The sequence below is a fragment of the Halomonas sp. ISL-56 genome, assembly GCF_018612805.1.
Taxonomy (GTDB): Bacteria; Pseudomonadota; Gammaproteobacteria; order Pseudomonadales; family Halomonadaceae; genus Vreelandella.
Window position 1 is genome coordinate 59,362 of record NZ_JAGGRO010000031.1, and the last position, 21,299, is coordinate 80,660.

Annotated in this window: 19 protein-coding genes and 4 tRNA genes; 12 read left to right on the forward strand and 11 right to left on the reverse strand. The window is 55.2% G+C overall.

The window, feature by feature from the left end; genetic code table 11:
- Positions 1–77: 77 nt before the first annotated feature.
- On the reverse strand, positions 78–2,114 hold the full coding sequence (dnaX, locus tag J7J49_RS21430) for a DNA polymerase III subunit gamma/tau (RefSeq protein ID WP_215095549.1): 2,037 nt from the start codon (positions 2,112–2,114) through the stop codon (positions 78–80).
- 160 nt (positions 2,115–2,274) lie between these two features.
- Positions 2,275–2,625, reverse strand: coding sequence for a Grx4 family monothiol glutaredoxin (grxD, locus tag J7J49_RS21435; RefSeq protein ID WP_064233651.1), 351 nt, complete (start codon positions 2,623–2,625; stop codon positions 2,275–2,277).
- A gap of 269 nt (positions 2,626–2,894) precedes the next feature.
- Between grxD and argF the strand changes: the two genes are divergently transcribed.
- A complete protein-coding gene (gene argF / locus J7J49_RS21440) occupies positions 2,895–3,815 on the forward strand; it encodes an ornithine carbamoyltransferase (protein ID WP_064233650.1) in 921 nt (306 codons plus the stop codon).
- 87 nt (positions 3,816–3,902) lie between these two features.
- Here the strand turns inward: argF and J7J49_RS21445 are convergent.
- Positions 3,903–3,978: transfer RNA gene (locus J7J49_RS21445), tRNA-Ala, on the reverse strand.
- A 173-nt stretch (positions 3,979–4,151) separates the two neighbouring features.
- Here J7J49_RS21445 and uvrY point away from each other — a divergent pair.
- The 7 genes from uvrY (at position 4,152) to nadB (ending at position 9,626) form a co-directional block, all read left to right on the forward strand.
- Positions 4,152–4,802: a UvrY/SirA/GacA family response regulator transcription factor gene (gene uvrY, locus J7J49_RS21450; protein ID WP_064233649.1), complete on the forward strand. Its 651-nt coding sequence runs from the start codon at positions 4,152–4,154 to the stop codon at positions 4,800–4,802.
- Between the two features lie 41 nt (positions 4,803–4,843).
- Entirely contained in the window at positions 4,844–6,658 is a 1,815-nt protein-coding gene (uvrC, locus tag J7J49_RS21455) for an excinuclease ABC subunit UvrC (protein ID WP_215095551.1), read from the forward strand.
- Positions 6,659–6,754: 96 nt separating this feature from the next.
- Positions 6,755–7,303 carry a CDP-diacylglycerol--glycerol-3-phosphate 3-phosphatidyltransferase gene (gene pgsA / locus J7J49_RS21460; protein WP_064233647.1) on the forward strand — a complete coding sequence of 183 codons (549 nt, stop codon included), beginning with the start codon at positions 6,755–6,757 and terminating at the stop codon, positions 7,301–7,303.
- 80 nt (positions 7,304–7,383) lie between these two features.
- A tRNA-Gly gene (locus J7J49_RS21465) sits at positions 7,384–7,458 on the forward strand.
- A gap of 95 nt (positions 7,459–7,553) precedes the next feature.
- Positions 7,554–7,627, forward strand: a tRNA-Cys gene (locus J7J49_RS21470).
- Between the two features lie 68 nt (positions 7,628–7,695).
- A tRNA-Leu gene (locus tag J7J49_RS21475) sits at positions 7,696–7,782 on the forward strand.
- Between the two features lie 248 nt (positions 7,783–8,030).
- On the forward strand, positions 8,031–9,626 hold the full coding sequence (nadB, locus tag J7J49_RS21480) for an L-aspartate oxidase (RefSeq protein WP_215095553.1): 1,596 nt from the start codon (positions 8,031–8,033) through the stop codon (positions 9,624–9,626).
- Between the two features lie 10 nt (positions 9,627–9,636).
- Here the strand turns inward: nadB and J7J49_RS22630 are convergent, their stop codons facing one another.
- The gene (locus tag J7J49_RS22630) at positions 9,637–10,065 is read right to left on the reverse strand and encodes a hypothetical protein (protein WP_251048447.1); all 429 of its coding nucleotides are present in this window, start codon (positions 10,063–10,065) and stop codon (positions 9,637–9,639) included.
- Positions 10,025–10,318, reverse strand: coding sequence for an FAD assembly factor SdhE (locus J7J49_RS21490; RefSeq protein WP_064233645.1), 294 nt, complete (start codon positions 10,316–10,318; stop codon positions 10,025–10,027). Before J7J49_RS21490 ends, J7J49_RS22630 begins: the two co-directional genes overlap by 41 nt.
- Before the next feature lie 204 nt (positions 10,319–10,522).
- On the opposite strand from J7J49_RS21490, the gene J7J49_RS21495 reads away from it, so the two are divergent.
- The 3 genes from J7J49_RS21495 to lapB all read left to right on the forward strand — a co-directional run bounded on the left by J7J49_RS21495 (position 10,523) and on the right by lapB (position 12,443).
- Positions 10,523–10,819 (forward strand): integration host factor subunit beta, encoded by a 297-nt coding sequence (locus tag J7J49_RS21495; protein WP_007113226.1) that lies wholly within the window; start codon positions 10,523–10,525, stop codon positions 10,817–10,819.
- Between the two features lie 112 nt (positions 10,820–10,931).
- A complete protein-coding gene (locus J7J49_RS21500) occupies positions 10,932–11,237 on the forward strand; it encodes a LapA family protein (RefSeq protein ID WP_064233644.1) in 306 nt (101 codons plus the stop codon).
- Positions 11,238–12,443, forward strand: a complete 1,206-nt coding sequence (gene lapB / locus J7J49_RS21505; RefSeq protein ID WP_215095555.1) for a lipopolysaccharide assembly protein LapB — start codon at positions 11,238–11,240, stop codon at positions 12,441–12,443. It abuts the gene before it with no gap.
- A gap of 17 nt (positions 12,444–12,460) precedes the next feature.
- On the opposite strand, the gene pyrF is transcribed toward lapB, so the two are convergent.
- Positions 12,461–13,162 (reverse strand): orotidine-5'-phosphate decarboxylase, encoded by a 702-nt coding sequence (pyrF, locus tag J7J49_RS21510; RefSeq protein WP_215095557.1) that lies wholly within the window; start codon positions 13,160–13,162, stop codon positions 12,461–12,463.
- A 241-nt stretch (positions 13,163–13,403) separates the two neighbouring features.
- Here pyrF and J7J49_RS21515 point away from each other — a divergent pair, with 241 nt between their 5' ends.
- Positions 13,404–13,685: a ComEA family DNA-binding protein gene (locus J7J49_RS21515; RefSeq protein WP_215095559.1), complete on the forward strand. Its 282-nt coding sequence runs from the start codon at positions 13,404–13,406 to the stop codon at positions 13,683–13,685.
- 68 nt (positions 13,686–13,753) lie between these two features.
- Here the strand turns inward: J7J49_RS21515 and prpD are convergent, their stop codons facing one another.
- From prpD to prpB, 5 genes are all read right to left on the reverse strand, one after another.
- Complete coding sequence (gene prpD / locus J7J49_RS21520; protein WP_215095561.1) at positions 13,754–15,262, reverse strand: 2-methylcitrate dehydratase; 1,509 nt, start codon at positions 15,260–15,262, stop codon at positions 13,754–13,756.
- Positions 15,263–15,331: 69 nt separating this feature from the next.
- Entirely contained in the window at positions 15,332–16,510 is a 1,179-nt protein-coding gene (gene prpF / locus J7J49_RS21525; protein ID WP_215095563.1) for a 2-methylaconitate cis-trans isomerase PrpF, read from the reverse strand.
- 15 nt (positions 16,511–16,525) lie between these two features.
- On the reverse strand, positions 16,526–19,138 hold the full coding sequence (gene acnD / locus J7J49_RS21530; protein WP_215095565.1) for a Fe/S-dependent 2-methylisocitrate dehydratase AcnD: 2,613 nt from the start codon (positions 19,136–19,138) through the stop codon (positions 16,526–16,528).
- 66 nt (positions 19,139–19,204) lie between these two features.
- Positions 19,205–20,332, reverse strand: coding sequence for a bifunctional 2-methylcitrate synthase/citrate synthase (gene prpC / locus J7J49_RS21535; RefSeq protein WP_215095567.1), 1,128 nt, complete (start codon positions 20,330–20,332; stop codon positions 19,205–19,207).
- A gap of 75 nt (positions 20,333–20,407) precedes the next feature.
- On the reverse strand, positions 20,408–21,298 hold the full coding sequence (gene prpB, locus J7J49_RS21540) for a methylisocitrate lyase (protein WP_215095569.1): 891 nt from the start codon (positions 21,296–21,298) through the stop codon (positions 20,408–20,410).
- Position 21,299: the final 1 nt, after the last annotated feature.

Genomic DNA, 21,299 nt, shown 5'->3' on the forward strand with positions numbered 1-21,299 from the left:
TCTCCAACGTAAGTAGTTAAACTGTTAATAAAACGTTCTAGTTAAAAAAGTTGCTGTCTCGGCTGAATTAAAAGCGTTTAGCGTGCCGCGTCGGCAGGCTTTACGCTGGATTCTATCAGCTTTGCACCAAATGCCTGCTGTAACTTCTGTACATGGGGGTCGTGATTGAGTAGATCAACCGCCTGGGCGTGACGCTCTTTATTAAGGCGCTCTTCGCGCTGCCGGGGTGTTTCCATGCTAGTAGACAACTCGGCCACGTAAAACGCTATGCGCCGGGGCATGCCCTGCTCTTTCAGCGCCCGTTCGATGCGCGTTTGGTGCACCTCCGCCTGCATGGCCTCTTGACTGGGGTCTAGGCGAAGCGTCAGCAGCGTGCCGTCGTCACCCTCGACCAAACAATTGCCCGCCAGGTTACGAGTTAAGCCACCCAAGCCCAGGGAGTCAAAGCACTCCAACCACTTAGTATTATCCAACTTGCCTGGCAGGGTTTGAGAAACGGTTTCAGAAACGACTTTAGGAACAGTCTCTGGAATGGTTTCTGGAATGGCTTCTGGCCGGGTTTCTGGAATGGCTTCAGAAAGTGCCTCTGGTTGAGCTGTGGGTGGCTCAGCCGTGGTGGGCTCCAAGGCCTCGGGCTCAGAGGCGGGGCCGGGCGTTAAGGTTGGCTCTGGTTCAGCAGCATGTTCCGGCTCAGCCATCGCCGCTGGCTCTGCGGTTTGCTGGGCAGCTTCATTCTCTATCACTGCTGCATCAGCTTCGACTGTCCATGGGGGTGGCTCTTGCAGCGGCGGCTCCTCTTCAGCGGAAGGCACGGACGTTTGAAGCTGAGTCTCCGCCAGCGGCTTTGACTGAGACTCTGGTTGAGCGCCTGAACGGGCTTCAGCTTCTGCCGCAGGCTGCGACTCGCGTGATGCTGTCTCTACCACTGACGCTTGAGCACTCACATCAGTCGCAGTTGCCTCTGAAGGCTCCCGGCGGAGAGGTAGAGGAGTACGTGGAGGCTTCGGCACGCCTTGAGGGCGAAACGCCAGCATGCGTAGCAGCGTCATCTCTAACGCGCTACGCAGATCAGGGGCATGCACCATGTCCCCGCGACCCTGAATACCAATCTGGTAATAGAGCTGAACATCTTCAGCGGTGAAACGGCTTGCCAACTGCAGGATAACGTCACGATCACCGTGGCTGTTATCTACGGCGTCAGGCACCATTTGTGCCACCGCCAAACGGTGCAACATGCTTGATAGCTCATCCAGCACCGCGGCAAAATCCGGGCCTTGCTCAGCTAACTGAGCGACTTCGGCTAACAGCCGCTGCACATCTACATCGGCCAGGGCCTCTGCCAAACCGAGAATATGGCGATGATCCAAGGTGCCTAGCATGGCAGCCACATCCGCATGACGGACGGCTCCCTGACCAAATGCAATGGCTTGGTCGGTTAGGCTCATGGCATCGCGCATTGAGCCTTCCGCTGCTTTACCCAGCAGCCACAAGGCACTCTCATCAAAGGCGACGCCCTCTTCACCCAGCACATAGGTAAGGTGCTCAACCACACGCTCTGGCGGCATATGTTTGAGGGTAAATTGGAGGCAGCGCGAGAGCACCGTCGGCGGCAGTTTTTGCGGGTCGGTGGTCGCCAGCAAAAATTTAACGTGGGGAGGCGGCTCTTCCAGCGTTTTCAGCAGCGCATTGAAACTGCTAGTGGAGAGCATGTGCACCTCATCAATCAGGTACACCTTATAACGCCCTTGGGTAGGCGCGTACTGAACGTTATCCAGCAGTTCCCGGGTATCTTCTACTTTGGTTCTTGACGCCGCATCTACCTCAATAAGATCAACAAAACGCCCTTCATCGATTGCTTGACAGCTATCGCACTGTCCACACGGGGTAGAGGTAACGCCTTCATCACCACGACCATTGGCCGTGCAATTCAAACACTTGGCAAGAATACGCGCTAATGTGGTTTTACCCACGCCGCGGGTACCCGTAAATAGGTAGGCGTGGTGCAGACGGCCCTGATCAAGGGCATTGACCAAGGCGCGCTGAACATGGGCCTGGCCCACGAGTTCGTGGAATGTGCGAGGCCGCCACTTGCGGGCCAGAACCTGATAACTCATGAAGCTGTACTTCCTTCGGCGGGCAGACTTGTCTCGCGCTGGAGCCAGCGCGAGACAAGTGCCACGATGCATAACAAAGACGATGCGATAACAAACGCCATTCTAGCGGTTGCACCGCAGCCCGCCAACCGCCAGAAACAGGCGGAATATTCGACAACGCTTAGGCGTTACCACCACTTTCCGCCGCACCGGCACGCTCAGCAGCAGCTTTTACCAGCTTTTCCAACTCCCCGTTTTGGTGCATTTCAACCACGATATCGCAGCCACCCACCAGTTCACCTTCTACCCACAGCTGCGGGAAGGTGGGCCAGTTAGCAATCTTAGGCAGTTCAGCGCGAATATCAGGGTTATCCAGGACGTTAACGAACGCAAAGCGCTCGCCGCAGCTCATCAACGCCTGAACGGTCTGGGCAGAAAATCCACACTGGGGCAGTTGGGGCGAACCTTTCATGTAAATCAGAATCGGGTTTTCGCTAATTTGACGCTGAATGTTTTCGGCAGTCGTGCTCATACTATTCTCCTCCATACTATTCTCCTTGCTTATCAATGACCGATGCTCTCTCACTCATTTACTTGGCTCGGCCCTAGCCCTTGAACCTAGCTCGTGAACCTAGCCCTTGTAATGAGGACTTGAGACTAGTACTTAATATGGTTCTTAAGACCAGTACCTGAGTAGAGCGCTCGGTTTTAACGTGTAAAGGGCATTCTACGCATGCCGTCCGCGTTGCGCATCCCCTGCAGCATCGCTAGGATAGTGTTTTTGCGCGGAGAGAAGCTCTTATGGCGACACGCCATTTCCTGACCTTGCTAGATTTGACCCCGGATGAACTGGACTATTTGATCCAGCGCGCCATTACGATCAAAACCAATCTCAAAGCCCAAGGTCCTGTTTATACACCATTACCTAACCGCACCCTGGCGATGATCTTTGAAAAATCATCGACACGTACGCGGGTTTCGTTTGAAACGGGAATGGCACAGTTTGGCGGCCACGCACTCTTCCTCTCCCCCCGCGATACTCAGCTAGGCCGGGGCGAGCCAATTGAAGACACCGCTCGCGTACTGTCTGAAATGGTCGATGCGGTAATGATTCGTACCTTCTCTCACGCGGGGCTAGAAACTTACGCCAGCGCCAGCAGCGTACCGGTGATTAACGCCTTGAGCGATGACTATCACCCCTGCCAACTACTTGCCGACGTAATGACTTGGACTGAACTACGCGGCAGTGTAAAAGGACGCACAGCGGTGTGGATTGGCGATGGCAACAACATGTGCCATTCATGGATAAATGCCGCTCGACAGTTCGGTTTTCATCTGCGCATTTGCTGCCCGAAAGGCTACGAGCCTCGTGCCGATATTATGGCAGCCGCTGGCGATCAAGTAACGCTACTACACGACCCCCAGGAAGCGGTAAAGCAGGTCGACCTGATCACTACCGACGTTTGGGCTTCTATGGGCCAGGAAGAGGAGCAGGCAAAACGTGAGGCCGACTTCGCCGGGTTCCAAGTGACAGAAGCCATGCTCGATCAGGCTAATCAAGACGTACTCTTCCTGCACTGCCTACCCGCACATCGCGGCGAAGAAATCAGTCACACCCTGCTTGACGACCCCCGCGCAGTAGTTTGGCAGGAAGCAGGGAATCGCCTGCATGCCCAAAAAGCACTGATTGAATTTTTACTACTAGGAAAAGTCGCTGACTAATCGTTTTTTTCAATAAAAAAAGCCTCGTCTGAATAACGAGGCTTTTTTCTAGAATTTCGGTAAAGATTGTTTTGGCAGGGATTAACTTGGTGGAGCCTAGCGGGATCGAACCGCTGACCTCAACACTGCCAGTGTTGCGCTCTCCCAGCTGAGCTAAGGCCCCACATGCTATCCTTCAACAGCGAGGCGAATACTACGTTGTACCTTTGTCCTGGTCAAGTATTCACATCATCCGCGGCTAACTAATTCTCCTTTGTCGTTAGCTGTGGCACTCTATGCATTAGAGTACAAGGCCAACGCCTGAGCCCATGATGTTTCCATGCAGGAGCCTGTCCATTGATCACTGTACTTATCGCCGATGATCATCACCTAGTTAGAACTAGCATCGCTCACCTGCTAAACGAAGAGCGTGACATTAAAATTGTGGGCGAGGTCGACGACGGTGAAAGTGCCGTGACCCAGTGCCGTCATTTAAAACCCGACATCGTGCTGATGGACATTCGCATGCCAGGCATTGGCGGGCTTGAGGCCACTCGGCGTATTCACCGAAATATGAAAGACGTCAAGGTTTTGATCTTAACTGCACATATGGAAGACAGCGTACTGCGTCGCATGCTGGAAGCCGGCGCCTCAGGCTTTTTGAGCAAAGGCGCAGATGCAACAGAAATGACCGATGCCATCCGCCAAGTCTTCCACGGCCGACGCTATGTAAGTCAACAAATTGCCCAACGGCTGGCCATGTCACATTTTACCGATGAGGATAATCCGTTTAGCCATCTCTCCCACCGTGAGCTACAGATCGCCCTTATGATTGTGAACTGCCAGCGCGTACAAGATATCTCCGATCGTCTGCATCTAAGCCCTAAAACGGTCAATACCTACCGTTATCGACTGTTTGATAAACTACCGGTAGCCACCGACGTCGAGCTGACTCATCTAGCGCTCCGCCACGGGCTGGTAGAGGGGTTTGACGCGACTCAAATATAACCCCACCCTCCCCTGCTGTTATCGGGTATCGACACGCTGCTATGACCTTTGATTCAAAACAGTTCTTAAGCTCGGTAAGCTCCTCACCGGGGGTTTATCGGATGCTTGATGAGCAAAGCAACACCCTCTATGTGGGCAAAGCCAAGCGCTTAAAAACGCGCCTTACCAGCTATTTTCGTGGTCAGTTGAACACCAAAACCCAGGCCATGGTGGGGCGTATCGCTGACGTTCAAGTCACCGTCACGCGTACCGAAACCGAAGCGCTGCTGCTCGAACAAACGCTGATTAAACAACTGCGTCCGCCCTACAATATTTTGCTGCGCGACGATAAGTCCTATCCGTTTGTATTTGTCACTGACCGCCATCCCTACCCGGCCCTTGAGTACAAACGCGCCCGGCAACGCAGCGACGATGGACGCTACTTAGGCCCCTACCCCAGCAGCGGCGCTGTGCGCGAAAGCCTGGCACTGATGCAAAAGATATTTCATATTCGCAACTGCGAAGACAGCGTGTTTGCCCACCGCTCGCGCCCCTGCTTGCAATATCAGATACAGCGCTGTAGCGCCCCCTGCGTCGACTATATTTCCGCCGAAGACTACCGCCGGGATCTCGAACACGCGGTAATGTGCCTTGAAGGTAAAAGTGAGCGTGTTACACAAGAATTAATGGAAGCAATGGAAACCGCTAGCCAGGCGCTTAACTTTGAAGAGGCCGCTCGCCTGCGTGATCAGGTTCAACAGTTGCGACAGCTTCAGCAGCGTCAGTTTGTCGACACCGGCGGCGGAGATGCCGATATTTTCGCCCTCGCCCAGCGCCCCGGAGCGCTTGGCGTTTCAGTGCTAAGCGTCCGCGACGGCCGGCTGCTGGGGGCGCGCCATCACACGCCCAAAAACGACCTGGATCTGCCGCTAGAGACACTGCTCACCGAAGTAGTTAGCCAATACTATTTTGGTCAACCGCACAACGTGCCCAGCGAAGTAATTACTAGCCATCCACTCGACGATAGCGACCTGATTGCCGAGGCACTAACCCAGCAGGCAGGCAAGCGCATTCGCGTTACCAGCCAAGTACGCGGTCACCGCGCCCAGTGGCAACAGCTCGCCATTACCAACGCCGAGCAACAGTTGGCCTCGCAACTGGCTAATCAAACCCAGCTTACCCAGCGCTTTACCGCCCTGCAGAAAGCGTTGGGCTTAGCAGAAACGCCGCAACGCTTGGAGTGTTTCGACATTAGCCATAGTCACGGAGAGGCAACCGTTGCCTCCTGTGTCGTATTTGATCATCAAGGCCCCCGTAAAAGCGACTACCGCCACTTCCGCATTGAGGGGGTAGCCGCCGGCGACGACTACGCCGCTATGCAACAAGCCCTGACACGGCGTCTTAAGCGAGTAAAAAGTGGCGAAGCGATTGCCCCCGACATTTTGATCGTCGACGGCGGCAAGGGGCAGCTCAATATGGCCCGCGAGGTGTTTAAACAACTCGACATCACCAACATAATGTTATTGGGCGTCGCCAAAGGCATTACGCGCAAGGCGGGGCTTGAAAGCCTGTTTGTGGAAACCGCTGACAACCCGCTCGACCTGGATCCGGCCTCCCCCGCTTTACACCTGATACAGCATATTCGCGATGAATCACACCGTTTTGCCATTGCTGGCCACCGCGCTCAGCGCGATAAAGCGCGACGCACCTCCACCTTGCAGGACATCCCCGGCATTGGCCCTAAACGTCGGCGCGAGTTACTGCGTTTTTTTGGCGGCCTTCAAGGGGTGCAAAAGGCCAGCCGCGATGAGTTAGCCCGGGTACCGGGCATTAATGCGTCGTTAGCAGAAAGTATTTATCGGGCACTCAACGGATAAACGCCCGTTTGGCATGGATGCTATCGACCAAGGGGGATAGAATGAGCCCCAGACACTTCGAATCCTCTGATTTTCCGGCAAGGATCGCACCCTGCGATGAACATACCCAATATATTGACACTGGCGAGAATCGCCTTTATTCCACTGCTGGTGGTGCTGTTTTATCTACCCTTCAGCTGGAGCATGCCCGTGGCGGCGGGCCTGTTTGGATTGGCCTCCATCACTGACTGGCTGGACGGCTATTTGGCGCGTCGCTGGAACCAGTCAACGCCTTTTGGCGCCTTTTTAGACCCAGTAGCCGATAAACTCATGGTGGTCGTGGCCCTGGCGTTATTAATCGAGCTTTATGACACCCTGGTGCTAACACTTCCAGCGCTGGTCATTATTGGCCGTGAAATTGTCATTTCGGCGCTGCGCGAATGGATGGCTGAAATGGGCAAACGTGGCATGGTGGCGGTTTCCTGGGTAGGCAAGTTGAAAACGACACTGCAAATGGTGTCGCTGCTAATCTTGCTGGCACTTCCGCCGACCCATGAATTTGCACTGCTGGGCGTTGTAGTGCTGTATAGCGCCGCTATCCTGACGTTGTGGTCGATGATCCAGTACCTGAAAGCCGCCTGGCCGCACCTTAGCCGCTCTATGTAAGCTGCTGATAAGACAATAAGGAGCGCGCATTAATTGATTGACAACTTGGCGGTGATCCGTATAATTCGCCCTCGAGTCAAGCGGGAATAGCTCAGTGGTAGAGCATCGCCTTGCCAAGGCGAGGGTCGGGAGTTCGAATCTCCTTTCCCGCTCCATTTTGGATGTGTGGTAAAAGATATTGACAAGGCGAGTGTCGTGATCTGGTGCGCCAGCCCGGTCAAATCTCATTTCCCGCTCCAACGACTTTTGAGGCTGGATGGCAGAGTGGTTATGCAGCGGACTGCAACTCCGTGTACGCCGGTTCGATTCCGACTCCAGCCTCCATATTTGTGTAGCAGTGATGTTTTAAGTAGCACGAAACAGCATTGCAGTATGATTGTTTGTAATGTCTAGCCCGGATGGCGAAATCGGTAGACGCAAGAGACTTAAAATCTCTCGGGGGCAACCCCGTGCCGGTTCAAGTCCGGCTCCGGGCACCATTTTACAAACTAGATTACTCCCTTCCAGTTTCCCCCATATTCGTTTATTTTCATTTTACTCATTTTTATACGCTGCTCTAAGCTGCGCTTATTCTTGCGTTCAAACATCCCGTATTTCTTATCCGAAAACATCGCTAAACGCGAATTGCCACGCTATGATGCCTGCCTCCTAACCAGTTGCTATCGGCAACGCTAGCAACATTCAGGGTTTGCAATAATTCGGTCAGTATCAAGAGGGAGCGGGCACTATGAGTACGCCAACATCCGATGTACTTATCATTGGCGGCGGCGTCGCTGGGTTAACCCTTGCCTTGGAAGTGGCTGATCACAGGTCAGTAACGCTGGTGCGCCCCGCTCAAGATGACCAAGGCGCTAGCCGCTGGGCCCAAGGCGGCATTGCTGCCGTGCTCTCGCCGGATGACGATCTCGACGCGCATATCAACGATACCCTTATTGCTGGCGATGGGCTGTGTGATATCGAGGCCGTTCGCTTTACTGTTACCCACGGGCCCGCTGCCATTCAGTGGTTGATTGATAAGGGCGTTCCTTTTACACCCGAGCCCGACCCCACCGCGCGCTACCCTTATCACCTGACCCGTGAAGGTGGTCACAATGCCCGGCGTATAATCCACGCTGACGACGCCACAGGCCGCGCCGTGGTGGACACCCTATTAGACAGCGTTGCAAGACATCCCAACATAACCCAGCGCAACGACCTAACCGTGGTTGGCCTGTTACAAGATGACCAAGGCGCTTGCCGCGGCGCCTACGGCAACGATACTAACCACCAATGGCACTCAATCACCGCACGCCATACCGTGCTGGCAACCGGCGGCGCAAGCGGCCTTTACCGTCACACGACTACCCCCGCTCCGAGCAGTGGCGAAGGCATGATGATGGCCGCAGAGCTGGGCGCTCGGTTAATGAATCTGGAGTTCCAGCAATTTCACCCTACCTGCCTGTTTGACCCTGAAGGCCCGGCGTTTTTGATTAGCGAGGCAGTTCGCGGAGAAGGCGGTCATTTGCTTAACGAGGCGGGAGAGCGGTTTATGATGGTGCTGGATAAGCGCGCCGAGTTAGCCCCTCGCGATGTAGTCGCCCGCGCCATTGATGCTGAAATACAGCACAGCTCACTGGGACATGTGTGGCTGGACATTCGCCATTTAGGTGAACAAGCGATTCGCCACCACTTCCCTACTATTCTGGCGCACTGTGCCACCCGAGGCATCGACATCACCCAGCAGGCCATTCCCGTGGTGCCTGCCGCCCACTACAGCTGCGGCGGTGTCGCCACCAACCTGCAAGGCGCCAGCGATGTTGCCAACCTCTATGCCATCGGAGAAACCGCGTGCACGGGCCTCCACGGCGCCAACCGTATGGCCAGCAACTCACTGTTAGAGTGTTTAGTATTTGCCCGCAGCTGTGCTCAAGCGTTGCTCACACAAGCGCCGGAACAACACGACCAAACGACCCGTTGTAGCGAGTTTCAGCCCCCGGGGCGGGCCGCAGCCACCGCCGTGCCCGAGACAGTGCTCAGTGATATACGCCAACAGATGCGCGCCACCATGAGCCAGCATGTTTCGATTGTACGTAGCGCAACCGGGCTAACCGCCGCCCTAGCGAACCTAAAGGCACTACTAAACCGCCTGGAAGAACTAGAAGGGGCCCTAACCTCCCCGGAAGGCAAACGCTTACACCAGACACTACAACTGGCCATATTGACGGTACTCGCCGCACTGCAACGCCATGAGTCCCGCGGGCTGCATTACTCCACCGACTGGCCCCACCAACAACCCAAAGCCGTTGCCTCTTCGCTTTCGATAACCGATTTAACACAAGCGTGAGAAAAAAACGCTAGCGGCCAGGGCGGTGGAATAACTGCCGTACCTCACGCAGGCTTTTTTTAGTTGCGCTATCCGGCCAGAGCCAAACCCGCTGCTTACCCACATACAGGCCTATTAACCAGGGCCCTAAATAGTCACAGCGTACTTGATCCGCATCCCCCAGGCCCTCGCCTTGCGTCAGTGAACCCTCCGCTGACTGCGACTCACACAGCCAGCGGCCTTGAACCTGTGGCGCTGCAGACGCCAGCGAAAGCACCCCTTTGGGTTGACGAATATAGCCGCGCCATCCAAGGACACCGCCTAGCATAACCATTGCTATTGCTGCTGGCTTACCCCCGACCCAATAGCTCAGCGCCACTATGCCGAACAACAGCCCACATTGGGCAAGTAGCCAATACTTAGAGGGTACGATAGGCAGAATTATCGGTGGTTTCAGCATGCTCAATAATCATCTGTACGATACGCCGCTGGCTAGGCTCCTCAGGCCACTCCCGGTGCATCAGCCAAACAAATAGATCCTGATCCTCACCTTCAATGAGCTGTTGATAGGCAAGTTGATCCGCTTCGCTGAGATGGTCAAAACGCTGTTCAAGAAAGGGTATAAGCAGCAGATCAAGCTCCCACATACCGCGCCGGGAGTGCCAGTAAAGCCGTTTGCGCAAAATGGCTGCTGGGGAATTGTCGTCGTTCAACGTCAGCCGCTCCGATCTAAGAAATGAAAAATCAGTATACCTAAGCTGTAGGGTCGCGCCAGCGCCCACCATCACCTATGCTGTTAATTAGTGTAGAACCTTGTTTTATCTGAATTGTTTTATACTGATTTGCGCAGTATGCTGAATTTGAAATTAGCGAGGTCGCAAGCGCCACGGCCTTCAATGTTCGCAGGGAGCCAACCGATGACTAAATCTGAATTAATCGAACAAATTGCGATGCGTCAGCCGGAGTTGTCCGCCAAAGATGTTGAAACGGCGGTGCGTATTATCCTGGACGATATGACGGATTCTCTTTCTAGCGGTGGTCGCGTTGAGATCCGTGGTTTCGGCAGTTTTTCACTGCACTACCGGGAGCCGCGGGTAGGACGCAATCCAAAAACAGGCGACGCCGTTGATCTGGAAGGCAAGTATGTACCGCACTTCAAGCCAGGCAAGGAACTACGCGAGCAGGTAGATGCTAGCCGAGCACTTGGCTACTAAAACGCGACTATTAAGTAGGATTTATAGAAGCCTAGACCTTCTGCGGGATGACGGCGCGGCTCGAGTCGTACACAATAGCGCTACCGTGAACGTCACAGACTAGGAAACTCAAATGCGTTGGATCAAAGGGCTGTTTCTAGCCGTTATTTTACTGATAGTAGTGCTGGTAGGTATTCTGTTCGCCGTTAACAATCAGCAAACCATTGCCTTGAACCTTATTTGGCTGGAGCTGCCAGCGGTATCGCTATCGGTTTGGCTGCTAGCAACACTGGTGTTTGGCGTTGTTCTGGGCATGCTCGCCATGCTGGGCGTCTACGTGCGATTAAAAGCCACCCTGGCCCGCAGTCAGCGACAGAATAAGCAGCAGCGTAAAGAGCTTGATAGCCTACGCACCCAGGAGTTCAAGGAACTGGCATAAATGCTGGATGTCGCGCTGCTAAGCGTACTGTTGGTCGCCATTGCCATCGGTTACGGGTTAGGTTATCGCCAAGTCGGACGCCGCCGACATCGCTCCCAACCGTCCGCGTCCTCCTCGCAGGCGCTCTCCCGTGATTACTTCGTCGGGCTTAACTACCTGCTTAACGAGCAGCCCGACGAAGCGATCAATACCTTTATCAACGTGCTTTCGGTCAACAGCGACACCGTTCACACTCATATCGCCCTCGGCAAACTGTTTCGCGCCCGAGGCGAAGCCGATAAAGCGGTTAGCATTCACCAAAACCTATTGGCGCGGCCCGCCCTTTCGCAACATACCAACGAACAGATACAGCTCGAGCTTGCCCGGGATTTTATGGCGCTTGGAGTGCATGACCGCGCGCAGCGACTACTCAATACGCTGCTGGAAAACAGCGGTGATGACGACCACCGCTATGCTGCCAAACAATTGCTCGTCGATTTATTAGAGCGCGAAAAAGCTTGGCAGCAAGCCTTCGACGTGATCCAGCCGCTGCTTAAACAGTACCCTAAGATGCGACGCCCCGCGGCTCACTGGCTATGTGAGCTGGCGCTGGAAGACATTAGCGAAGCCAGCCGACCACTGGCTAAAAAACATCTCAAAAGAGCCCTACAACTAGATGCAAACTGCGTTCGCGCCACGCTGCTGCTGGCCGAATTAGAGATGGACAACGGTCATTATGCCCGCGCAATTGAACGATTAGACAACATACCGGGCCAAGAGATAGCGCATATTCCAACCATGCTGCCCGCCCTTAAGCACGCCTATTTGCGCAATAATGATGAGGTGGGGTTTGAGGCTCACCTTTATCGGCTACTTGAGCAAGCGCCATACACCAGTACTATTATTGCGCTAGGGCAGCTCGTACATCAGCGTGACGGTGTCGACAAAGCGATTGAGTTAATCGGTGAGCGATTGCGCGCTGTGCCGAGCTTAGGCGGGCTGGATTATTTGATCGATCTGTATATTGAAAGCCAGCGGCTTAGCGGAAAACCTTCCCCTGATACGCGCCTGTTGCTATTAAAGCATCATACCGATGCGCTGCTGCTTAACCGAACGCGTCACCGCTGCCAACGCTGTGGCTTTGCCAGCGACGCGTTACAGTGGCAGTGCCCCAGTTGCCGCTACTGGGGCACGATCAAGCCAGTCATTGGCGTAGAGGGTGAATAGTCAGCCCCGCTAATCGTTTAGCGGTGCGCCAACTCGGCCTCAATCGCCTCCAGCGCGGCCATAGGGTCGACGGCCTGAGTAACGGGTCGTCCTATGACCAGATGACTGCTTCCCGCCTCAATGGCTTCGCTGGGGCTCATCGTCCGCTGCTGATCATTAGCGGCTGCAAAGCTTGGCCGAATACCGGGGGTTACTTTCAAAAACGACTCACCGCATAGCGTTTTAATCCGCGCGGACTCCTGAGCCGAGCAGACCACTCCTTGCAAACCACTCTGCTTTGCAAGCAGCGCTAAGTGCTCCACGTGCTCGGCGAGCGGGGTGTTAATACCCAGCTCTGTCAAATCATCGGCCTGCATACTGGTCAATACGGTAACAGCGATTAAATGGGTCGTTAAGGCGTGTTGATCCAGGCGTTGCACGGCTGCCTCCATCATCCGCCGCCCGCCGCTTGCATGCACGTTGACCATCCACACGCCCTGCTCCGCCGCCGCCTGCACTGCGCTGGCAACGGTATTGGGAATATCGTGAAATTTAAGATCTAGAAACACTTCAAACCCGCGTCCGTGGAGCGCCTCAAGCACTGCCGGCCCGCTGCGGGTGAATAGCTCTTTACCTACTTTCACTCGGCAGCGGGCGGGATCCAACTGATCAGCCATACACAGCGCAGCGTCTAGCGAAGGGTAATCAAGGGCAATAATAATCGGGGAATCAGTGACCACAACGTTACTCCAAATACGGTTTAGACCATTATATCAGCCTCTCTTCAACTCCTCGCGTCCTCAGTATAAAAGCTATATGTAAGCCATTTGCCATATGCCGATAGCAAAAAACTTACAAACGCCGTCATAGATCTCTTACAGAAACGCGCTTTCAATAAAGCTAAGTTAGTGATGCAGCGACGCTTATCAACGTCGCCTATGCAACCCACGTACTCCAACGTTATTAAAAGGATCATTGAGGATGAACATGACATTTAAAGCAATGTTGGCCGCACTACTGCTTAGCGTTAGCTTAGGACTTTCCAGTAGCGTACTGGCCCAAGAAATAGCACCGATTAACGTCAATACTGCCGACGCCGAACTGCTGGCCGAACTACCGGGCATTGGCCCAAGCCGAGCGGACGCGATCATTGAAGAGCGCGAAACCAATGGCGCTTTTGAAAGTGCTGCAGATCTTGAGCGCGTCAGCGGCATTGGTCCTGCCACCGTCGACCGCATGCGTGATCAAGTCACGTTTGAGTAGAGTGAGTCTTCGTTAACCACCGTAATAGCCCGGTGTGCATAAGCCGCCGGGCATTGTTATAGCTCGCTTTAAATCATCCACAAATCCATAAATTTGTGTACTGGCAACGCCTCAAGCGCTGTCCGCTGACTGCATAGCTGTGCAATGGTTTGGCAACGACTTGCCGGAAAGCGAGTCGCTAAATGGCGCTCAAACTTTTCAACTAACAGCGGCATCCCCTCTTCTCGGCGACGCCGATGGCCTAGCGGATACTCTACCGCGATGTTCTCAGTTGACGTGCCATCGCGGAAAAACACCTGTACTGCATTTGCGATGGAGCGTTTATCAGGGTCGTGGTAAGCCGCCGAATACTCGACATTTTCCTCCACCACCATCTTGTTGCGCAGCTCATCTATCAGCGGATGAGTCGCATGGAAGCTATCTTCATAGTGATCCGCGGTCAGCGAGCCAAAAATAAGTGGCACCGCGGTCATATATTGCAGGCAGTGGTCGCGATCCGCTGGATTGGCGAGCGCGCCGGTTTTGGAAATAATTCGAATAGCCGAATCGTGGGTGGTGAGTACAATCTTATCAATCTCAGCTAAGCGGTCTTTCACCTGCGGGTGCAGCGTCACGGCAGCTTCACAGGCTGTTTGGGCGTGAAATTCCGCCGGGAAGGAGATCTTAAACAAAATGTTCTCCATCACGTAGCTGCCAAACTCACGTTGAAAGCGCAGGCGACGGTCAGCCTCAGGCTTGAGGCTTAAGCCTTTGTTGGCATGGCTGAACAGCACATCGTAGAAGCCCCACTGGGGCGCCGAGAGCGCACTGGGAATACCCATTTCACCGCGCAGGGCGATATCCGCTAAGCGCACGCCCCGTGAGGTGGCGTCCCCCGCGGCCCAGCTTTTGCGGGAACCGGCGTTGGGCGCATGGCGATAGGTGCGCAGACTCTGACCATCTACCCAGGCGTGGGAGAGCGCCGATAGTAGTTGCTCGCGGTTGGCGCCAAAAAGTTTGGCCGCCACCGCGGTAGAAGCGACTTTTACCAACACTACGTGATCAAGGCCAACACGGTTGAAGCTGTTCTCCAGCGCCAATACGCCCTGAATCTCATGGGCCATTACCATGGCGTTAAGCACATCACGCATCACCAGCGGCGCTTCGCCTTGCGCTGCCCGCTGCTGGGAAAGATGATCAGCCACGGCAAGTATCCCACCTAGGTTATCGGAGGGATGGCCCCACTCGGCGGCAAGCCAAGTATCGTTATAATCCAACCAGCGGATGATACAGCCGATGTCCCACGCCGCCTTCACCGGGTCAAGGCGTAGAGACGTACCCGGCACCCGTGCCCCAAAGGGCACCACAGTGCCTTCCACGATCGGCCCCAGATGCTTGGTGCATTCAGGAAAACGCAGCGCCAGTAGCCCACAGCCCAGCGTATCCATCAGACAGTAATGGGCGGTTTCCAATGCCTCTTGAGATTCCACCTGATAATTGAGCACATAGTCGGCAATAGCCTGTAACTCGGGGTCGTAATCAGGCCGCTCATTGGCTTCTGATGTGGCTGAAGATTTTGCAGACGGTCTGGAAATCATAGCGCGCTCTCCTGCTGTTGAATCACCTACTCAGTATGGCTCAAGTCAGTATGGCCCAAGGAACGCATCCTAAAAGCTGTCACCAGGAACTCTTACAAACCCTTCCATCAATACCCGCGCACTGCGACTCATAACCGCCTGTTCAATCTGCCAACGCCCCTCTATCAGGTTTGCTTCTGCACCGACGCGTAGGCTACCCGAAGGATGCCCAAAGGTTACGGCATTAAGTTTGCCGCCACCTGCCGCCAAGTTTACCAGCGTGCCTTCAATGGCCGCGGCAGCAGCAATAGCAACCGCCGCAGTCCCCATCATGGCGTGGTGCAATTTGCCCATGGAGAGCGCTCGCACCAACAGATCGATATCGACCGCCTGCACGTTTTTTCCGCTCGATGAAACGTAATCCACCGGGGGCCCAACAAAGGCTACTTTGGGTGTGTGTTGACGGTTGGCGGCTTCACTTATGTCACTGATTAGCCCCATCCGCACTGCGCCATAAGCACGAATGGTTTCAAACATCGCCAGCGCTTTGTTGTCGCCATTGATAACATCCTGCAGCTCGGCTCCGGTATAACCAATATCTGCGGCGTTAATAAATACGGTGGGAATACCGGCATTAATCAGCGTCGCTTCCAGTATCCCCACGCCGGGAACGTCAAGCTGGTCAATGAGATTACCGGTGGGGAAAATGGCCCCTTCGCCGTCCGCAGGATCCATAAAGGCCACCGGAATCTCAGCGGCGGGAAAGGTCACTCCATCCAGTTCAAAATCACCGGTTTCCTGCACTTCGCCATTAACGATGGGCACCCGTGAGACGATGGTTTTTTGAATATTCACCTGCCAAATGCGTATCTCGGCCACACCATTTTCAGGAATACGCGCCGAATCAACCAGCCGATTGGCAATCGCAAAGGGACCGACCGCCGCAGAAAGATTGCCGCAATTGCCGCTCCAATCCACAAAGGGCTTGTCGATGGAGACCTGACCAAACAGGTAATCCACATCGTGCTCGGCAGACTCGCTTTTGGACAGGATCACCGTCTTACTAGTGCTTGAGGTGGCAGCACCCATGCCATCAATCTGCTTCTCATAAGGGTCGGGGCTGCCTATCACCCGCAGCAACAGTTGATCCCGCGCAACGCCGGGCTGCTGGGCGGCTTCGGGTAGATCGCTAAGTTTAAAAAACACGCCCTTACTGGTGCCGCCACGCATATAGGTGGCGGGGATTTTAATCTGAGGGGCATAATGCATAAGCGTTATCTCCGACTATGCAGCGCTGGTGGATTCGAGAAAGTCTTGGGCAAAGCGCTGCAGCACGCCGCCAGCGGTGTAAATCGACACCTCCTCGGCGGTATCCAAACGGCACTTCACCGGTACGCGCTCGCCTTCACCGTTTTGGCGATAAATGACCAGCGTCAGCATTGCCCCGGGCGAAACGGCGCCTTCCACATCAAAGGTTTCGGTGCCGTCTAAGCCTAGCGTGATACGCGTGGTACCTGGCTCAAACTCCAGCGGCATCACTCCCATCCCAATCAGGTTGGTGCGGTGAATACGCTCAAAGCCTTCCGCGGCAATTGCCTCCACGCCCGCCAGCGCCACGCCTTTGGCCGCCCAATCACGTGAGGAACCCTGACCATAATCCGCTCCGGCAATAATAATCAGCGGCTGCTTGCGGGCCATGTAGGTTTCGATAGCTTCCCACATGCGCTTGACCTCGCCTTCCGGCTCTACCCGCGCCAGCGAACCCTGTTTTACGTTGCCGTCGGCGTCGCGCACCATCTCGTTAAATAGCTTCGGATTGGCGAAGGTCGCGCGCTGAGCAGTGAGATGGTCGCCCCGGTGGGTGGCGTAGGAGTTGAAGTCCTCCTCCGGCACGCCCATTTTATCCAGGTACTCACCCGCCGCGCTGTTCAACTGAATCGCGTTAGAGGGCGATAGGTGATCGGTAGTGATATTGTCCGGCAGAATCGCTAGCGGCCGCATGCCTTTAAGGGTGCGTACTTTCGCCATATTGCCCTCCCAGTAGGGCGGACGGCGGATATAGGTGCTTTGCGGCCGCCAGTCATAAAGCGGGCTGACCTGGGCGCGGGCGCTTTTGTCCAGATCGAACATGGGAATATAAGTCTGGCGGAACTGCTCCGGCTTCACCGACGCTTTGACAATCGCATCGATCTCTTCATCCGCTGGCCAGATATCTTTCAAAGTGACGGGGCTCCCCGCCTGATCCACACCCAGGACGTCTTTTTCGATATCGAAGCGAATCGTTCCAGCAATAGCGTAAGCGACCACCAGCGGCGGTGACGCTAAAAAAGCCTGCTGGGCATGGGGATGGATACGACCGTCAAAATTGCGGTTGCCGGAAAGCACCGCCGTAGCGTAGAGATCACGCTCGATAATCTCCTGCTGGATTTTAGGATCCAGCGCCCCGGACATCCCGTTACAGGTGGTGCAGGCGTAGGCCACTACCCCGAAGCCGAGATTCTCCAGTTCGCTCATCAAACCGGCTTCTTCCAGGTACATCTTGACGGTTTTCGAGCCCGGCGCCAGCGACGACTTTACCCACGGCTTACGCAGCAAGCCAAGGCGGTTGGCGTTACGGGCGATCAGCCCGGCGGCCACCATATTGCGGGGGTTAGAAGTATTGGTGCAGCTGGTGATAGCGGCGATGATCACCGCACCATCGGGCATTTTACCCGCTTTCTCTTCCGCCTGCGCCGCCTCCAGACCCACGGCAATGCCACGCTGGGCAAGCTCTGAGGTGGGCAGGTGGGCGTGGGGATTAGAAGGCCCTGCCAGGGTGCGCGTTACCGATGAAAGATCAAAGGCCAGCACTCGTTCGTAGGTCACTTCGGTCAAGCTGTCAGCCCATAGGCCCGTCTGCTTGGCATAAGTTTCCACCAGCGCTACCTGTTCATCTTCGCGACCGGTGAGCTTCAGATAGTCGATAGTTTGGCCGTCGATGTAGAACATCGCCGCCGTGGCGCCGTACTCCGGGGTCATATTGGAGATCGTGGCGCGGTCACCCACCGTCAGCGCATCGGCGCCTTCGCCGTAAAACTCAAGATAGGCACCGACTACCCGCTCTTTACGCAAAAACTCGGTAATTGCCAGCACCATGTCGGTGCCGGTAATACCGGGCTGCAATTTGCCGGTCAGCTCCACACCGACAATATCCGGCAAGCGCATCATGGAAGCGCGACCCAGCATCACGCTTTCGGCTTCAAGCCCGCCTACGCCCACCGAAATCACCCCGAGAGCATCGACCATCGGCGTGTGGCTATCGGTTCCCACACAGGTATCCGGGTAGGCAATGCCGTCGCGGTTTTGCACCACTGGCGACATCTTCTCTAGATTGATCTGGTGCATGATGCCATTGCCGGGGGGAATCACATCGACGTTCTCAAATGCCGTCTTCGTCCAGTTGATAAAGTGGAAGCGATCATCGTTGCGGCGATCTTCAATGGCGCGGTTTTTCTCAAAGGCGCCCTCTTCCGATCCAGCGTGCTCCACCGCCAGCGAGTGGTCGACAATCAGTTGGGTCGGCACGACGGGATTAACCTTGGCAGGGTCGCCACCCTTTTCGGCAATGGCGTCACGCAGCCCGGCCAGATCCACCAGCGCAGTTTGACCCAGGATGTCGTGGCAAACGACGCGCGCAGGATACCAGGGGAAATCCAGGTCACTCTTACGCTCGATCAGTTGTTTTAGCGCATCGGTAAGCAGTTCAGGGTCGCAGCGGCGCACCAGCTGTTCCGCCAGCACGCGGGAGGTATAGGGCAACTTTGCATAGGCACCGGGCTGGATATCTTCCACTGCCTCACGAGCATCAAAAAACTCAAGCTCAGTGCCAGGCAGCGGTTTACGGTATTGGGTATTCATAGCAGGAAGACTCACAAGAAGGGACTGAAAAAAGCCCGGCGGCCAAGCCACCGGACAGCACGCGAATCAGTCTCGCGCTTCTATCGGCACCCACTCGCTCTTCTCGGGGCCGGTGTAGTCGGCGCTGGGGCGAATAATGCGGTTATTGGCACGCTGCTCAAACACGTGAGCCGCCCAGCCGGTGAGCCGCGACATCACAAAAATCGGCGTGAACAGTTTGGTGGGAATGTCCATAAAGTGATAAGCGCTAGCGTGGAAGAAGTCGGCGTTACAGAACAGCTTTTTCTCGCGCCACATGACGTCTTCAACCCGCTCGGAAACCGGGTAGAGCACTTTGTCGCCGACATCGTCAGCCAACTTTTTAGACCACTCTTTGATAATCGCGTTGCGCGGATCGGACTCGCGATAGATCGCATGCCCGAAGCCCATGATTTTATCTTTGCGCTCCAACATGCCCATGATCTTACTTTCCGCTTCTTCCGGCGACTGCCAGTCCTCGATCATCGCCATGGCTGCCTCGTTAGCGCCGCCGTGCAGTGGCCCACGCAGCGAACCAATCGCCCCGGTGACACAGGAGTGCATATCGGAAAGCGTTGAGGCACAGACCCTGGCGGTAAAGGTAGAGGCGTTAAACTCGTGCTCGGCGTAAAGAATCAGCGATACGTTCATGACCCGCGCATGCAGCTCGGAGGCGGGCTCACCGCGTAGCATATTAAGGAAATGGCCGCCGACCGAGTCATCATCCGTTTCGGTGTCAATGCGAACGCCGTCGTGAGAGAAGCGGTACCAGTAACAGATAATCGAGGGCAGCACCGCCAGAAGGCGGTCGGCAACGTCCTGCTGCTGGTCGAAGTTCTCCTCAGTTTCCAGATTACCCAGCATTGAGGTGCCGGTGCGCATCACATCCATCGGGTGAGCGTCTTTGGGAATCTGCTCAAGCACTGTTTTCAGCGCCTCGGGCAGCCCACGTAGGCTTTTCAGCTTGGCGATGTAGTGATCCAGTTCAGCCTGGTTGGGAAGCTTGCCCTTCAATAGCAGGTAAGCGACCTCTTCAAATTTGGCTTTTTCAGCGAGCTCTTTGATATCAAAGCCACGGTAGGTCAGGCCTGAACCTGTTTTACCTACCGTACACAGCGCGGTGGAACCGGCGCTCTGGCCACGTAGTCCTGCACCTGTCACGGGTTTATCAGCCATGGTGTGTCTCCTATTACTACTTTTATTTTAAATTGTGTTGTTCAAATATGATTGTTCGTTAAGCTGGCGCTTGGCTTATTGCTCGTCACCTTTTTCAGCAAACAGTGCATCCAGCTTCTGCTCAAAGTCGTGGTAATTGAGAAAGTCGTAGAGCTCGTCGCGGGTTTGCATTAACGGCACAACCTCCTTTTGGTGGCCGTTGTCGAGGATGCTTTGATAGACCTGCAGGGCTGCAGCGTTCATGGCGCGGAACGCAGATAGCGGGTAAAGCACCATACGGCAGCCAACGTCGCCAAGCTCCGTTTGAGTAAACAGCGGTGTTGCGCCAAATTCGGTGATATTGGCTAGAATCGGTGCGTTGACCCGCTGGCAGAAAGCCTTGTAATCATCCAGGGTGTGCACCGCTTCAGCGAAGATGGCATCTGCACCCGCTTCCACACAGGCGTTGGCGCGCTCAATGGCGGCGTCAAGACCCTCTTTTTGAAACGCATCGGTGCGGGCAATCAGATAGAAGTCGGGGTCGATCTTGGCGTCTGCGGCAGCTTTAATGCGGTCGACCATTTCTTGCTGGGAAACAATCGCTTTATTCGGGCGGTGACCACAGCGCTTTTGAGCCACCTGGTCTTCCATATGAATCGCCGCCACACCAGCGCGCTGCATCTCTTTCACAGTGCGGGCAATATTGAAGGCGCCGCCCCAGCCGGTATCGATATCCACCAGCAGCGGTAACTCGGTAGCGCCACAGATACGGTGGGCGTCCTCCACCACGTCATTCATGGTCGTCATGCCCAGATCCGGCAAGCCGAACGAGGCGTTGGCGACACCGCCACCTGACAGGTAAATGGCTTGGTGACCAACCTTGTCGGCCATCAGCGCTGTATAGGCATTAATGGTGCCTAGGATTGGCAGCGGGCGGTTAGCCTCAAGCGCGGCCCGAAAGCGGGCGCCGGGAGTCATCTGGGACATG